Source organism: Streptomyces sp. VNUA24, from assembly GCF_029167005.1.
In the GTDB taxonomy this organism is placed as follows: domain Bacteria; phylum Actinomycetota; class Actinomycetes; order Streptomycetales; family Streptomycetaceae; genus Streptomyces; species Streptomyces scabiei.
Genome location: NZ_CP119143.1, coordinates 6,970,293 through 6,985,443, shown reverse-complemented (window position 1 = coordinate 6,985,443; position 15,151 = coordinate 6,970,293). Strand labels below are relative to the sequence as shown.

General features: G+C 71.8%; 14 protein-coding genes. 6 read left to right on the top strand and 8 right to left on the bottom strand.

What is annotated here, in order from left to right:
• Positions 1–213: 213 nt before the first annotated feature.
• Positions 214–816: a DUF2017 domain-containing protein gene (locus PYR72_RS29860; RefSeq protein WP_275458151.1), complete on the bottom strand. Its 603-nt coding sequence runs from the start codon at positions 814–816 to the stop codon at positions 214–216.
• 11 nt (positions 817–827) lie between these two features.
• A complete protein-coding gene (gene clpS, locus PYR72_RS29855) occupies positions 828–1,145 on the bottom strand; it encodes an ATP-dependent Clp protease adapter ClpS (protein ID WP_013003244.1) in 318 nt (105 codons plus the stop codon).
• A 111-nt stretch (positions 1,146–1,256) separates the two neighbouring features.
• On the opposite strand from clpS, the gene PYR72_RS29850 reads away from it, so the two are divergent.
• The gene (locus PYR72_RS29850; RefSeq protein WP_275458150.1) at positions 1,257–2,585 is read left to right on the top strand and encodes a nicotinate phosphoribosyltransferase; all 1,329 of its coding nucleotides are present in this window, start codon (positions 1,257–1,259) and stop codon (positions 2,583–2,585) included.
• A 233-nt stretch (positions 2,586–2,818) separates the two neighbouring features.
• Complete coding sequence (locus PYR72_RS29845; RefSeq protein WP_275458149.1) at positions 2,819–3,406, top strand: isochorismatase family protein; 588 nt, start codon at positions 2,819–2,821, stop codon at positions 3,404–3,406.
• 22 nt (positions 3,407–3,428) lie between these two features.
• Here the strand turns inward: PYR72_RS29845 and PYR72_RS29840 are convergent, their stop codons facing one another.
• Together PYR72_RS29840 and PYR72_RS29835 are read right to left on the bottom strand one after the other, a co-directional pair.
• Entirely contained in the window at positions 3,429–3,782 is a 354-nt protein-coding gene (locus PYR72_RS29840; protein ID WP_275458148.1) for a hypothetical protein, read from the bottom strand.
• A 123-nt stretch (positions 3,783–3,905) separates the two neighbouring features.
• Positions 3,906–6,260, bottom strand: coding sequence for an immune inhibitor A domain-containing protein (locus tag PYR72_RS29835; RefSeq protein WP_275458147.1), 2,355 nt, complete (start codon positions 6,258–6,260; stop codon positions 3,906–3,908).
• Between the two features lie 466 nt (positions 6,261–6,726).
• Between PYR72_RS29835 and PYR72_RS29830 the strand changes: the two genes are divergently transcribed.
• Entirely contained in the window at positions 6,727–7,017 is a 291-nt protein-coding gene (locus tag PYR72_RS29830) for a hypothetical protein (RefSeq protein WP_275458146.1), read from the top strand.
• An 80-nt stretch (positions 7,018–7,097) separates the two neighbouring features.
• On the opposite strand, the gene PYR72_RS29825 is transcribed toward PYR72_RS29830, so the two are convergent.
• Entirely contained in the window at positions 7,098–7,805 is a 708-nt protein-coding gene (locus tag PYR72_RS29825) for an RDD family protein (RefSeq protein ID WP_275458145.1), read from the bottom strand.
• A 93-nt stretch (positions 7,806–7,898) separates the two neighbouring features.
• Entirely contained in the window at positions 7,899–9,440 is a 1,542-nt protein-coding gene (locus PYR72_RS29820; RefSeq protein WP_275458144.1) for an RDD family protein, read from the bottom strand.
• Between the two features lie 283 nt (positions 9,441–9,723).
• Between PYR72_RS29820 and PYR72_RS29815 the strand changes: the two genes are divergently transcribed.
• Entirely contained in the window at positions 9,724–10,137 is a 414-nt protein-coding gene (locus tag PYR72_RS29815) for an SsgA family sporulation/cell division regulator (protein WP_275458143.1), read from the top strand.
• A gap of 49 nt (positions 10,138–10,186) precedes the next feature.
• On the opposite strand, the gene PYR72_RS29810 is transcribed toward PYR72_RS29815, so the two are convergent.
• A complete protein-coding gene (locus tag PYR72_RS29810) occupies positions 10,187–11,593 on the bottom strand; it encodes an FAD-linked oxidase C-terminal domain-containing protein (protein WP_275458142.1) in 1,407 nt (468 codons plus the stop codon).
• 92 nt (positions 11,594–11,685) lie between these two features.
• On the opposite strand from PYR72_RS29810, the gene PYR72_RS29805 reads away from it, so the two are divergent.
• A complete protein-coding gene (locus tag PYR72_RS29805) occupies positions 11,686–13,083 on the top strand; it encodes a hypothetical protein (protein WP_275458141.1) in 1,398 nt (465 codons plus the stop codon).
• 255 nt (positions 13,084–13,338) lie between these two features.
• Here the strand turns inward: PYR72_RS29805 and hppD are convergent, their stop codons facing one another.
• Positions 13,339–14,493, bottom strand: a complete 1,155-nt coding sequence (gene hppD, locus PYR72_RS29800) for a 4-hydroxyphenylpyruvate dioxygenase (RefSeq protein ID WP_059081231.1) — start codon at positions 14,491–14,493, stop codon at positions 13,339–13,341.
• 122 nt (positions 14,494–14,615) lie between these two features.
• Between hppD and PYR72_RS29795 the strand changes: the two genes are divergently transcribed.
• Positions 14,616–15,137 carry an Lrp/AsnC family transcriptional regulator gene (locus PYR72_RS29795; protein WP_275458140.1) on the top strand — a complete coding sequence of 174 codons (522 nt, stop codon included), beginning with the start codon at positions 14,616–14,618 and terminating at the stop codon, positions 15,135–15,137.
• Positions 15,138–15,151 lie beyond the last annotated feature (14 nt).

Below are 15,151 nucleotides of genomic sequence, written 5' to 3'. Positions count from 1 at the left end.
CACCGCCTGTTCTGTGGCGCACGGCACAGGGAGAAGCGGACAAAGAGCACCCGCGAGGGCATCCCTCGCGGGCGTGGTGACGCGATCGTTATCCGGATTTGAGTGTCCTCTGAGCGAACACCGATCGTCCGTGGAGAAGACGTGGAACGCCCGTGCGGCGGGCGTGGAGAGGCCCCCGGAACCTCCCCCGGGGACCTCGCGCCGGCGGCGCCCTCAGGGCATCAGCGTCGCGACGAGCGAGTCCTGGAGGCCGCCCAGCCACAGGTACGCCATCACCATCGGCTTGCGCGGGTCCTCGTCGGGGAGGCGGTAGAGGAGGTCGGTGTCCTCCTCGTCGACGACGTCCAGCCGGGAGCCGATGGCGAGCCGCAGGTCGTTGAGGCAGCCGAGCCACTGCCGGGAGTCCTCCGCCGACAGCTTCAGCACGGCCCCGCCCTCCCCGGTCGCGGACAGCGCGTCCAGGGAGTGGATCACCGCGAGGGCCTTCTCGCGCTTGCCGGCCCGCAGGTCGTTCTCGGTGAAGCGGCGGAACTCCGAGGAGTACGCCCGCTGCTCCTCCGCCTCCCGGGCCGACGGGGTGCCCTCGGGGTCGCTGTAGGCGTCCGGGAAGAGCCGCTGCAGGACGGGGTCCTTGGGCGGCTCGCTCGGGCCCTCGGCGAAGAGTTCGGCCAGCGGGTCGTCGTCGGCGTCCTCGGCGGGGCCGGGGCCGATCAGCTCCAGGAGCTGGACCGCCAGCGAGCGGATGATGGAGATCTCGACCTCGTCGAGCGCGACGGCCGCGCCGCCGCCGGGGAGCGCTTCGAATTGTCCTGGCATCAGGTGCGTCGCTACTTCCGGTCCTGCTGGAGGGTGGCCCACAGACCGTAGCCGTGCATGGCCTGCACGTCGCGTTCCATCTCCTCGCGTGATCCGCTGGAGACGACCGCGCGGCCCTTGTGGTGGACGTCGAGCATCAGTTTGTTGGCCTTCTCCTTCGAGTACCCGAAGTAGGCCTGGAAGACGTACGTCACGTAGCTCATGAGGTTCACCGGGTCGTTGTGGACGATCGTGAGCCACGGGACGTCCGGTTCGGGTACGGCGAAGGTCTCCTCCGCCGACTCGGTCTTCTCGATCTCCATGGGAACGGCTGCCGTCACACCGCCCATGCTGCCACCACAGGGGGGTGCCCGCACAAATGCGGCCCTCCGACCAGGGCGCATGAGAAACGGCCACCCAGAAATCGTCAGATTGACGAAATGGGAGTACGATCTCTTGCCATGAACACAGCGGACCTCGGTTTGCCGGTCGACGTCCCCTCGACCGCGCTCTTCACGGACCAGTACGAACTCACGATGCTGCAGGCCGCCCTGAAGGCGGGTACGGCCGAGCGGCGCTCGGTGTTCGAGGTCTTCACCCGGCGGCTGCCCGAGGGGCGCAGGTACGGCGTGGTGGCCGGAACCGGACGGGTGCTGGACGCGGTCGAGAACTTCCGGTTCGACCCTGCCGTCCTCGGCTTCCTGCGCGAACGCTCGATCGTGAACGCGGAGACCCTCGACTGGCTCGCCGGCTACCGCTTCTCCGGGGACGTGTGGGGCTACCAGGAGGGCGAGGTGTACTTCCCGGGCTCGCCGGTCATGCGGGTCGAGGGCACCTTCGCCGAGTGCGTCCTGCTGGAGACGGTGATCCTCTCCGTCCTCAACCACGACTCGGCGATCGCGGCCGCCGCTTCCCGGATGTCCAGCGCCGCCGGGGAGCGCCCGCTGATCGAGATGGGCGCCCGGCGCACGCACGAGCTGGCCGCCGTGGCCGCCTCGCGCGCCGCGTACATCGGCGGCTTCACCTCCACCTCGGACCTGGCCGCCGGCTTCCGCTACGGCATCCCGACGGTCGGCACCAGCGCCCACGCCTTCACCCTGCTGCACGACCGCGAGCGGGACGCCTTCCGGGCCCAGGTGGACTCGCTCGGCCGGAACACCACGCTGCTCGTCGACACCTACGACGTCGCCGAGGCCGTCCGGACCGCCGTGGAGATCGCCGGGCCCGAGCTGGGCGCCGTGCGCATCGACTCCGGTGATCTGCTCCTGGTCGCCCACCGGGTGCGCCGGCAGCTGGACGAGCTGGGCGCGCGGGACACCCGGATCATCGTGACCTCGGACCTCGACGAGTACGCCATCGCCTCGCTGGCGGCGGCGCCCGTGGACGCGTACGGCGTCGGCACCCAGCTGGTGACCGGCTCCGGTCACCCCACCTGCTCGATGGTCTACAAGCTCGTCGCCCGGGCCGAGTCCGCGGACCCCACGGCCCCGCTGGTGCCGGTGGCGAAGAGGTCCAGCGGCGGGAAGACGTCCCTGGGGGGCCGCAAGTGGGCGGCCCGGCGGCTGGACGCGCACGGCGTGGCGGAGGCCGAGGTCATCGGCACCGGGCCGGTCCCCGACGAACTGCGGGAGCGCGAGCTGCTCGTCCGGCTGATCAAGGACGGCCGGGTGCTCTCCCGGGAGCCCCTGGACGCCGTACGCGCGCGGCACGTGGCCGCCCGGTCGAACCTGCCGCTGTCGGCCACGCAGCTGTCGCGCGGGGAAGCGGTCCTTCCGACGGAGTACATCTGAACCACGGGCGGGCGCACAGCGGGGGCGGGCCGGAGTGAATCTGTCCGGCGCGCTCTCCCCCGAGCCCCCGAGCGCCCGCTTGACCGGTGCGTGCTCCGGTCCGCGCACCGGGCGAGCGCCGGATGCCCCCTCCCGAACAGCCCCCGGAGTCTCTAGGCTCGGAGGTTCGTAGTCTCCAGCCCGGCCGATCCCATCCACCCCGAAGCACCGAAGAGTCTAAGGACACCGACACCATGCGCCGCGCCTTGATCGTCGTCGATGTACAGAACGACTTCTGCGAGGGGGGCAGTCTCGCGGTGGCCGGTGGTGCCGATGTGGCCGCCGCCGTCACCGAGCTGATCGGCCAGGCGGCCGGCCCGGGCTACCAGCACGTGGTGGCCACCCGTGACCACCACATCGCCCCCGGTGGCCACTTCTCCGACAACCCCGACTACGTCCACTCCTGGCCCGCCCACTGCGTCGCCGGGACGGAGGGGGTCGGGTTCCACCCGAACTTCGCCCCGGTGATCGCCTCCGGCGCGGTCGACGCCGTCTTCGACAAGGGGGCGTACTCCGCGGCGTACAGCGGCTTCGAGGGCGCCGACGAGAACGGCGTCACCCTCGCTCACTGGCTGCGCGCCCGCGACATCACCGAGGTCGACGTCGTCGGCATCGCCACGGACCACTGTGTCCGGGCCACCGCCCTGGACGCCGCCCGGGAGGGCTTCCGCACCCAGGTACTGCTGGACCTGACCGCCGGGGTGGCCGAGGAGACGACGGAGCGGGCCCTGGAGGAGCTGCGGGAGGCGGGCGTGGAGCTGTCGGGCAAGCCGGTGGTCTGAGCCCCGGGAGGGGCCACCGGGGTCACACCCGCACCGTCGGCCTCCTCAGCAGCGCCCGGATCGGGTGCCACAGCTCCGGGGTCGTGGAGGCCGGGCAGACCGGTGAGGTGCGCCATATGAGGCCGTCGGGGTGGTGCAGGACGGCCGTGATCTCGTCCGGGGTCGGGGGCGCCGCGTTGCCGCGGAGATAGATCGCCCGCAGGCCCAGGTTGCGGAGCCGGGTGAGGGCCCGGGCACGGTTCGCGGCCAGCACCAGGACCCGTACGGAGCCGTCGTCGGCCGGCGCCCGGACCACACCCGGATCCGTCACCCCCGGCAGGTTCAGGGCGACGACGACATTGCCGTCCGGCAGCTTGCAGAAACCTCCTGCGGCCATGCAGGTCACACCCCCGTGCGTGTCAGTGTCAATAAGAAGGCCACAGCACGCACCTAAACACGTTCGGCCGCGACCCGCCAAGGGGGTCACGGCCGAACATGCTCTGACCTGCGAAAACGCGATCTACTTCACCGCGGGGCCGACCTTGACCGACATCGTGGAGCCGTCCGCGGCCTCCTTGACGATCTCGATCTTGGTGTTGGTGTCAGTGATCTTGACACCGGCCAGCGGGGTGGCCGCGTCGTAGTAGGTGTTGGTCCGGTCGTTGAAGACGGACACACCCGCGGACGACGGGATGACCGTCGGGACGTCGGCCTTGTGCAGCGTCAGACCGTCCGTGCGGTGGATGCTGAACGGAGAGTCGTACGCCTGGATGCGGCTGCGCATCACCGTGCCGTCGGCCCACTTCAGGGCCGCCGGGTGCGCGTCGACCGGCAGGACCAGACCCGCGCCCGGGTGGACGCTGGTGTTGTTGTCCGCCTGCGAGGTGTCCCACTTCCAGATCAACAGACCGGTCTGGTACGGGAAGTGCTCCACCCAGTCCGGACGCGTGGTCGAGAAGCCGAAGTTGTACGGGCCGACCTTGAGGGTCTCGTCGTACGACACGTACTGACGGTTCTCGGCGATGTAGTACTGGGCGTAGTCGTCCGTGATCGACGCGCCCACGCGGGAGAAGCCCTTGGCGGTCCAGGCCGCGTCCGCGCTCTCCGCGTTGTCCGAGAAGAGGACGGAACCGTCGGCGGTCACCGCGATGGAGTCGGCCGCGAAGCCCTTCGGGGCCACGCCGCCGTCCGTCTGGTAGCGGAAGCGGAGGTCGAACTTCTTGCCCGCGTAGGCGTTCAGGGAGTACGACAGCTTCTTGTACGCGCCGGAGGAGCCGGTCAGCGCGGGCTTGCCGCTGGCGTCGCGCGGGATCGCCGCGCCGTCCACCGTGCCGTCGACGGCGGTCCAGTTGGCGCCGCCGTCGGTCGACACCTCGGTGTAGAGGTAGTCGAACTCGGCCTCGATGTCGTACCAGCCGTCGAGGGTGAGCGCCGCCGAGGACTTGCCCGTCAGGTCCACGGAACGGGTCAGCGTGTTGGAGAGGTCGTCACCGCTGCCGCTCCACCACTGGGTCGAGCCCTGCGCCGGGACGACGATCTCGGTGGAGACCTCCTTCTTCGGCAGCTCGACCACGAGGGCCTGCTTGTCCTTGGAGTTGTACTCCGCGACGCCCAGCTTGTGCCGCGACTTCGTCGCCGCCTTCGCCGTGTCGTAGTCCAGCCAGCCCAGCTGCAGCTTGTCCCAGGCGGTCATGTCGCCGGGCAGGTCGCCGATGGCGTCCTTGCCGGTGCCCAGCCAGGAGCCGGACGACATCAGCGTCCAGAAGCCGGTGGAGTTGTCGCCGCCCGCGGTGTCGTAGTGGTCCGGCAGACCGAGGTCGTGGCCGTACTCGTGGGCGTAGACGCCGAGTCCGCCGTTCTCGGGCTGGACGGTGTAGTCGCCGACCCAGATGCCGGTGTCACCGATCTTGGCGCCGCCGAGCTTGTTGCCGGCCGGGCCGGTCGCGCCCGCGTCGGTGCCGAACGCGTACCAGCGGTGGGCCCAGATGGCGTCCGTGCCCTGCGCGCCGCCGCCGGCGGACTCGTCCTCACCGGCGTGCACGACCTGGAAGTGGTCGATGTAGCCGTCGGGCTCGTTGAAGTCGCCGTCGCCGTCGAAGTCGTAGCGGTCCCACTGGTCGAACTCGGCGACGTCGGCCTTGATCTGCGCGTCGGTGCGCCCCGCCGCCTTCTGCTGGGCGACCCAGGACGTGAGACCGTCGCTGACCACGTTCCACACGCTGGAGCAGTTGGTCTGGCCGCACTTGTTGTTGCCGTAGCGGGCCTCGTTGTAGGGGACCTTGACCCAGTCGGAGACCTCGCCCTCGACCGAGTAGCGGCCCGAGGACTGCTTCTCGTAGTACTTCTTCACCGACTCGTCGTTCTTGCCGGTGCCGAAGTAGAGGTCCTGGAAGTACTTCTGGTCGTAGTCCGCCCGCCAGGCCGTGGAGTTGTCCTTGGCCCGGTCCGGCTCGGCGATCGTGTTGTGCAGCGGGCCGGGCGTGCCGCCGTAGCGGCTGTCGATCCGGTCGCCGAACTCGACGAGGATCGTGAAGATCTTGTCGGTCTTCTCGCGGCCGAGCTCGACGTACTTGCTCTTGCCCTTCTTGCTGTCCAGCTTCACGACCTGCGAGCCGTCACGGTCCTTGACCGTGGCCTCGCCGGCTATGACCTGCTTCAGGGCCTCCTCGCGCTGGGCCTCCTGAGTTTTGCTCAGGGGTCCGTCGAGGTCGTGCTCGCCGGCGTGCTCGTGGTCCGCCGGGTCGTGCCGGTCCACAGCCGCGGCCGGTGCGCCGTCGGCGGCCTGCGCCACCGTGAAGGCCGACAGGGTCGCCGCCGCCGTGGCGACCGCGACACCGATGGCCGCAGCTCTGGACGTCCAGGGTCTACTGGTCACTTGAGGTCCTCCCCCGCGTCCGTTTCGCGCGGAAAAGGATGGTCCTGTGTGGAGGAGTCCGCGCGCGGTATACGCGTGTAGTCAAGTGACGCCATTCGACCGGAGTTTCGAGTGAAAAGACAGATCTTGACTTGGACAGGTCAATTGCATTATCGGCGTCTACGGGAAGCGCTTGTTCGTTATACGTCTGTTACGTGTAACATCCAGACATCTCTCGAACAGGCGCGCATATGCGTCCACCTGCCGGACGCCATGAACCCGTGCGCCCCCTGTGCACCCGGCACCGTGTGTCAGGTCACGCTTACCTGTCGTTCCACTCGGGCACCCTGGCGAATAGAGTCGATTGGCGGAGCGCCGGAAGTCGGTGAAAGCCAAGTCGGCAGCCAGCTTCACCTTTGATTCGTATCCGCACCCTCCCCTTCATCGTGAGAGGCACGGGGAGACTCCACCCGAGGACACGATTGCCATGCCTCGTCCGACGACCGCACAGCTCGCCTACGGTTCCTGCACCGTGATCTTGTCCACCCTCGCCATGCTGCTGCTGTCCCAGACGAGTTCCGGCGTGGGCATCGCGGTGATCGCCGTATCCGCCCTGGCCCTGGGCCTGCTCGTCTCCCTGACCGTTCCGGCGCCCAAGCAGCCGGCGTCCGGCGCCCCGGTGCGCCGCGCCCGTGCGACCGCCGCACCCGCTCCGGTCGCCGTGGCCGCGCGGGCCGAAGCGGTCCGGGAGCCGGTGCACGAGCCGACGGGTTCCTGAACCGGCACACGGTGACAGCACGCTGAAACGTTGCGGCGGGCCCGTGCGTACACGGTCCCGTCGTCGCCGCGCCCGGGTGCTCACGGGATGCCGACCACTACGGTCTTGGCCGCCTTGTCGTGCAGGCCCTGCTTGTACGGCTTGTCGAAGAAGCTCCAGCCGCCCGCGATCGCCGTCCAGACGCAGGCGCAGCAGAAGGCGAAGGGGATCCACAGCACGGCCGCCCGGATCAGCGCGGTCTGCGTGGAGGGCGTGGAGCCGTCGTCGAGGTCGGCCACCCGCAGCTTCAGCAGCTTCTTGCCGAGGGTCTGGCCGTTCCTGACGGTGAGGACCGTGTCGTACGCGATGTAGAGGACGGCCGCGAGCGCCTCCTGGGCCAGGGACTTGCCGAACTCGAAGTCGTCCGAGTCGACCGTGTACTGGCTGATCCTGAACGCCCAGGCCAGCAGCCACACCACGAGCCCCACCAGGATCATGTCGATGATCCGCGCCAGGACCCGCTTCCCGCTGTCGGCGAGCGGCGGCATGCCCGCGAGCGGATCGTTGGGGAACGGCCCGCCTCCGTAGGGGTCCCCGCCGTAGGGACCGCCGCCGGGGGGCGGGGGCCGGTCCCCGTACGGGGGCGGCTGGTTTCCGTACGGGGGCTCCTGTCCGCTTCCGTACGGCGGCGGTTGCCGGGGCGGCGGGTCGTACGGGGAGCCGCCGCCCTGCTGCGGCGGCGGCTGCTTCCTGAACCGGTCGTCGTCCGGGGACTGACCGGAGCCGAAGGGCGGCGGTTCGGTGCTCATGGCCCGAGTCGACCCCGAACCCCCGGACTCCGCATCCGGCACGGGGCCGTACGGGGCACGCGGTACGCCGGGCCGCGCCCCGCCCGCTCCCCGCTACCCGCCCGCCACGAAGGTGTGCGCCGCCTTGTCGTGCCAGCACTGGCGCCATGGCTTGTCCCACACGCACCACAGGACCCCGATCACACCGATGCCGATCAGCCCGGAGACGGTGTGGACGAGCCAGCGGCGCAGGGAGCGCCCGAACGACGGGGGTTCATGGCCCTCGATGTCCCGGACGTCGAGGCCGAGCAGCCTCTTGCCGAGGGTGCGGCCCCACCGGGCGGTGGGCAGCACCTCGTACAGGGCGCTGACCAGGAACAGGACCCCGAGGATGATGCCCAGGTAGACGGAGGTCGTGCCGTCGACCAGCCAGACCGTGACCCGCTCGCCGGAGAGTCTGGCCGCGTCGATCTTCCCGTCGATGTGGTCGATCGCCTTGGTGCCGAACGGCACGGCGGCCACGGCCGTGACGCTGCCGACGACGACGCTGTCCACGAGCCGGGCGGCGAACCGTCTGCCGAGCCCCGCGGGCCTGGCCTCCGCCTGCCGCCGCGCCGCCGCCTGGAACGGGTCCTCCACCACCGGCTTCCACGGCGCGACCGGCTGCTCGGTCTCGCCCCCGGCCAGCCGGTGCACCTGCTGCGCCCAGGAGGGCTGCCCGCCGCCGAACCCGACGGCCATGGGGGTGTCGGGCGACTGCGGGGCGAGGGCGGCCTGCGGATCGGGTGCGGCCGGTGGCGTCGCCGGGGCCTGCTGCGGGAAGGCGCCGCCGAACGGGGACGGCGGCGGCTCCGCCCGCGGCGGGGCCGGAGCGACCGGGGCGGCGGCCGGGACCGCCGGCGCCTGCGGGGCGGTGCCCGACCGCGGGCCCTGCTGCGGAGGCTGCCGCGGGGGCTGCTGTGAGGGCAGCGACTGCTGCTGCGGGCCGGACACCGCGGGAGCGGCGGGCTGCGGGGCGAGCCCGAGGGCCTGCTGGGCGGCGACCTGAGCGGGGGTCAGGGGCACGCCCCCGCCGGGCCGCGGAGGGGTCGCGCTCTCGGCACCCTGCGGGGTGGGGCGCCGGAAGACCACCGTGCCCGGTGTGGCCCCGGCCTCCTCGTCGGCGTCCGCCGGCGGGATCGTGGCCGTGCCGTCCGTACTCGCCGTACGCCCGGGGTCGCCCCCGTCGGCGGGGCCGCCCGCGTCCGCGACGAGGGGGACCCGGGGATCGCGCGGGTCCGGGACGGACCCCGAACCCCAGGACACCCGGCGGTCCTTGTCGCCGCCGAAGCCGGTCTGGCGGGAGCGGTCGGCGCCCCACGCGGAGGCGGGCTCGGGGCGGGAGCCGTGCAGGGCGTTGTCGGATGCGGGGCGCCCCTGTTCGCCGTCGGACGCGGGGTCCTCGTCGAAGAAGTGCGGGCCCGTCTCCTCCACGGCGCCGGAGGAACCGGAGTCGGGCGGCGGGGCGATCGGCCTGCCGTCCGAGGGAGCCGGACGGCTCGTCCCCGGCACCCAGGCAGCGCCGTTCCAGTACCGGACGTATCCAGGAATGGACGGGTCCGGGTAATACCCTTCGCGGGGCCTGTCGTCGCCGGGGGCCGGGGTTGGGGCGCTCATGTCCGTCGTCCCGTATCTGCTCGTGGGTCGGGTGGAGGCATCCAGATCTACCAGACGCCGGCCCGGTCCATGACCGCTGCCTCCGGACCCGCCCCCTTCACGCACGGATCTGATACGGACCCGCGGGGACGCCGGCCGCCGGGGGCCGGTCGCCCGGACTCGTCGGACTCCTCGGACTCGTCGGAAAAAAGTTTCGCGAACCCGCGTAATGCCCGGGGGTCCTCGGCCCTCTCACTCGTACGGGCCCGCGCCGAGGGCCCGCCACGAGAGAGGAACGATCACCATGCGGCACACCGTCGTGGAGCGCGAGCTGGAACTCGGACTCGTCCTGTCACCCGAGCGCACCCTCCCCGTACCGGCCAAGCTCGGCTTCCGCAGCGACGACCCGTACGCCGTCCACATCACCTTCCACATCAACTCCGACCGCCCGGTGCACTGGACCTTCGCCCGGGAGCTGCTGGTGGAAGGGGTGTTCCGGCCGTGCGGTCAGGGGGACGTGCGGGTGTGGCCGACGAAGGTGTCGGGCCGCGGCGTCGTCCTGATGGCACTCAGCTCGCCGGACGGGGACGCGCTGCTCGAAGCGCCGGCCGCCGCGGTGTCGGCCTGGCTGGAGCGGACCCTGCGGGTGGTGCCGCCGGGTTCGGAGTTCGACATGCTGGGTTTCGACGACGGCCTGGCGGAACTCCTGGCCCGGTGAGGCGTGGGGGAAGGGGCGCCGGTCACCGGGGTGGCGCGGTGCGCGCGGGTCAGAACAGCTTGCCCGGGTTGAGGATGCCCAACGGGTCGAAGGCGGACTTCACCGCCCGCTGCATCTCCGTCCCCACCGGGCCCAGCTCCCGCGCCAGCCACTCCTTCTTGAGGATGCCCACCCCGTGTTCGCCGGTGATCGTGCCGCCGAGTTCCAGGCCGAGGGCCATGATCTCGTCGAACGACTCGCGGGCGCGCCGGGACTCGTCGGGGTCCGCCGCGTCGAAGCAGACGGTGGGATGCGTGTTGCCGTCGCCGGCGTGCGCGCAGACCCCGATGGTGAGGTCGTACTTCTCGGCGACGCGCTCCACGCCCTCGATCAGCTCGCCGAGCTTCGAGCGCGGGACGCACACGTCGTCGATCATCGTCGTGCCCTTCACCGCCTCCAGTGCGGTGAGGGACATCCGCCGTGCCTGGAGCAGCAGTTCGGACTCGGCGACGTCGTCCGCCGGGACGACCTGGGTGGCGCCCGCGGCCTCGCACAGTGCCCCGACGGCGGCGAGGTCGGCGGCCGGGTCCGGGGTGTCGAACGCGGCGAGCAGCAGCGCCTCGGTCGTCTCCGGCAGCCCCATGTTCCCGAGGTCGTTGACGGCCTTCACGGTCGTACGGTCCATGAGTTCGAGCAGTGAGGGGACGTGCCCGCCGGCCATGATCCGGCACACCGCGTCGCACGCGGCGGCGGCCGACGCGAACTCCGCCGCCAGCACCAGCTGCTGCGGCGGCTGCGGCTTCAGGGCGAGGATCGCCCGTACGACGATGCCGAGCGAGCCCTCGGAGCCGACGAAGAGCCGGGTGAGGTCGTAGCCGGCGACGCCCTTCGCGGTGCGCCGGCCGGTGGACATCAGCCGGCCGTCGGCGAGCACGACGTCCAGGCCGAGGACGTACTCGGCGGTCACCCCGTACTTCACGCAGCACAGGCCGCCGGAGGCCGTGCCGATGTTGCCGCCGATCGTGCACATCTCCCAGCTGGAGGGGTCCGGCGGGTAGGAGAGGCCGTGCTCGTTGACCGCGCGGGAGAGGGTCGCGTTGACGACACCGGGTTCGACGACGGCGATGCGGTCGACGGGGTTGATCTCCAGGATCCGGTCCATCTTGGTGAGGGACAGGGCGATACAGCCCTCGGAGGTGTTGGCTCCGCCGGAGAGACCGGTGCGGGCGCCCTGGGGGACGACCGGGACGCGCAGTTCGGTGGCGACGCGCATGACGTGCTGGACCTGTTCGACGGTCCGGGGCAGCACGACGACCGCCGGGGCACCCGCCTCGCAGAAGCTCGCCATGTCGTTGGCGTACGAGGCCGTGACATCGGGATCGACGAGGACCGCCTCGGTGGGCAGTCCGCTCAGCAGACGGTCGACGAGGTTGCCGGTCGTCTCGTCGGCCGGGGCTTCGATACGGCTCATGATCACAGGTTCGCACTCACGGCCATCGGTGTGAACCCGTCGACGCGAGCCTTCCGGGGTACGGGATGTGGTCGTCGTATTGACGCACAGTGAGCGGCATGTCTGTGGAGAACGAGGTGCGGGCGGCGCTGCGCCGGGCCGGCGGGCGGGCACGGGGGCCGGGGTCGGGGCGGGGAGTCGCGGCGGCCCTCGTCGGGTGCCTGGTGCTCGGGGGCGTGCTGATGGGGGTGGAGCCGGACGGGGACGACGGCGGGGACGCGCGGGCCGGCCGGGTGGCGGGGGCGGCCGGGCCCGGGGCGCGGCGGGCGGGGACGGCGATGGTGGCCGGGATGCCCGTCGCGCCGTCCGAGGTCGCGGTGGCCGTCCGGGAACACGAGGCCCGGGTGCGCGTCCGTCCGCGTGACGACGCCTCGTGGGCGGTGCTCGGCGTGGCGTACACCGAGCGGGCCCGGCGGACCGGCCGGGTCGCCGACTATCCGAAGGCCGACCGTGCCCTGCGCACCTCGCTGCGGCTGCGGCCCACCGGGAACACCGCCGCCCTCGAAGGGCTGGCCGCCCTCGCGAACGCCCGCCGCGACTTCCGGGCGGCGAAACGCTGGGGCGAGGAGGCCGTTCGGGTGGCGCCGGCGCGCTGGACCCCGTACGCGCTGCTCATCGACGCCTACGACGGGCTCGGCCGGTACAAGGCGGCCCGCGCGAGCCTGGACCGGATGCTCGCCGCGTACTCCGGGCCGGCGGCACGGGCGCGGGCCGCGCAGGTCTCCTGGGACCGGGGGGCGCGCGAGGACGCGGCGGCGGCGCTCTCGGACGCGGCGGCCTCGGAGACGACGGCCGCCGGGCCGTCGGCCGCGGGGGCCCTCTGGTGGGCGCGGGCCGGTGAGCTGGCGTGGGAGCGGGGGGAGGCGGAACAGTCGCTGCGGTACTGCGCGGCCGCGCGCGGCGAGCCGGACGCCGACGCGTGCCGGGGACGGGCGCTGGCCGCGCTGGGGCGGCCGGCGGAGGCTGTGCGCGCCTATCGGGTGGCGCTGTCGCGGCGGCCGTCGGCGGGGGTCGCGCTGCGGCTGGGCGAGCTGTACGAGTCGCTGGGGCGCGGGAGGCAGGCGCGCGAGCAGTACGGCGTGGTGCGTGCGCTGGTGGCGCGGTCCGCCGCGGCCGGGGTGAACGAGTCGCTGGTGCTGGGTGCGCTGGAGGCGGACCACGGGGACCCGGCGGTGGCGGTGCGGGTGCTGCGGGCCGAGTGGGGACGTCAGCCGGGGCTGCGGGTGGCCGACGCGCTGGGGTGGGCGTTGCACCGGGCCGGTGCGGACGAGGAGGCCCTGGGGTTCGCGCGACGGGCGACGGACCGGGCGAAGGGTGGGGAGGTGCGCAGTGCGCTCCGCGCGTATCACCGGGGGGTGATCGAGGGGGCGGTGGGGCTGGCGGCCCCGGCGCGGCGGCATCTCGCCGAGGCGCGGCGGTTGAACCCGTACGTGGGCGAGGGCGGGGGGTTCGCGTGAGGGGGTGGGGGGTGCGGGTCTCGTCGGCGGGTGCGGGTGCGTGGGGCTTCTCGCGCAGTTCCCCGCGCCCCTGAAAAGCCGGGGCTGCGCCCCACGCTTTTCAGGCCCGCAGGCCGCCGCTTTTCAGGCCCGCGGGGCCTGGGCTTTCAGGCCCGCCGGGGCCTGGTGCTTTTAGGGGCGCGGGGAACTGCGCGATCAGCCCCCACTCAGCGGCAGTCGCCCACGCACCCGGACCCCCGAATCACTGGGCGCACCTCACAGATTGCCCCGCTTCTCCTGCTCCCTCTCGATCGCCTCGAACAGCGCCTTGAAGTTGCCCTTCCCGAACCCCATCGACCCGTGCCGCTCGATGATCTCGAAGAAGACCGTCGGCCGGTCCTGGACCGGCTTGGTGAAGATCTGCAGCAGATACCCGTCCTCGTCCCGATCCGCGAGGATCTTGAGTTCGCGCAGGGTGTCGACCGGAACCCGGGTGTCGCCGACCCACTCCCCCAGCGTGTCGTAGTACGAGTCGGGCGTGTTCAGGAACTCGACCCCGGCCGCCCGCATCGTCCGTACGGTCCGCACGATGTCGTTGGTGTTGAGCGCGATGTGCTGCACGCCCGCACCGCCGTAGAACTCCAGATACTCGTCGATCTGGGACTTCTTCTTCGCGACGGCCGGCTCGTTGATCGGGAACTTGACCTTCAGCGTGCCGTCCGCGACGACCTTCGACATCAGCGCGCTGTACTCGGTGGCGATGTCGTCGCCCACGAACTCCTTCATGTTCGTGAAGCCCATGACCCGGTTGTAGAACTCCACCCACTCGTTCATCCGGCCGAGTTCGACGTTGCCGACGCAGTGGTCGATGGCCTGGAAGGTGCGGTGGGCGGGCGGCTCGACGAGGGGGGCGGCCGTCACGTAGCCGGGGAGGTACGGGCCGTCGTAGCCGGAGCGGTCCACGAGGGTGTGCCGGGTCGTGCCGTAGGTGGCGATCGCGGCCAGCACGACCGTGCCGTGCTCGTCCTTCACCTCGTACGGCTCGGCGACCGAACGCGCGCCGTGCTCGATGGCGTAGGCGTACGCGCGGCGGGCGTCCGGGACCTCGATGGCCAGGTCGACGACGCCGTCCCCGTGCTCGGCGACGTGCTCGGCGAGGAAGTGGCCCCAGGGGGTGGCGGGCTTCACGACCGAGGTGAGGACGAAACGGGCCGAGCCGTTCTCCAGGACGTAGCTCGCCGTCTCGCGGCTGCCCGTCTCGGGGCCGGAGTAGGCGACGAGCCGCATGCCGAAGGCGGTGGAGTAGTAGTGGGCGGCCTGCTTGGCGTTGCCCACGGCGAAGACGACCGCGTCCATTCCCTTGACCGGGAAGGGGTCTGCCTGCCGGGCGGTGTCGGGGACGCGCTGTGTGTGCGCGGAGGTGGCTGCCATGACCGCAGACTCCTCCCGTCCCCACAAGGTGCGCAACACATCGCGTTTCGGCTGGACAATATGTTCAGCGCGGAACCCACGTCCCTGCTTGTTCTGTACAGGGTGACCATCCGGGAGGGCCGATGGCGATCGATCATCTGGACGGACGGCTCATCGTCCTGCTCGCGCGCGAACCGCGGATCGGGGTGCTGGAGATGTCACGGCGGCTCGGGGTCGCGCGGGGCACGGTGCAGGCCCGGCTCGACCGGCTCCAGTCGAACGGGGTCATCCGCGGCTTCGGGCCCGAGGTCGACCCGGCCGCGCTCGGCTACCCGGTGACGGCGTTCGCGACCCTGCAGATCAGACAGGGGCAGGGGGCCGACGTCCGGGCCCACCTGGCGACCGTCCCGGAGGTGCTGGAGCTGCACACGACCACCGGCAACGGGGACATGCTGTGCCGGCTCGTGGCCCGTTCCAACGCCGATCTGCAGCGGGTGATCGACCGGGTCGTCGGCTTCGACGGCATCGTCCGCGCCGCCACGGCGATCGTCATGGAGAACGCCGTCCCGCTGCGGATCATCCCGCTGGTGGAGCAGGCGGCGCAGGCGGCGCACCGGACGGCCCCGGACCCGGCGGCTCCGGAGGGACCCGGGCGGCAGGGGTGAGCGCCGGCACCCCG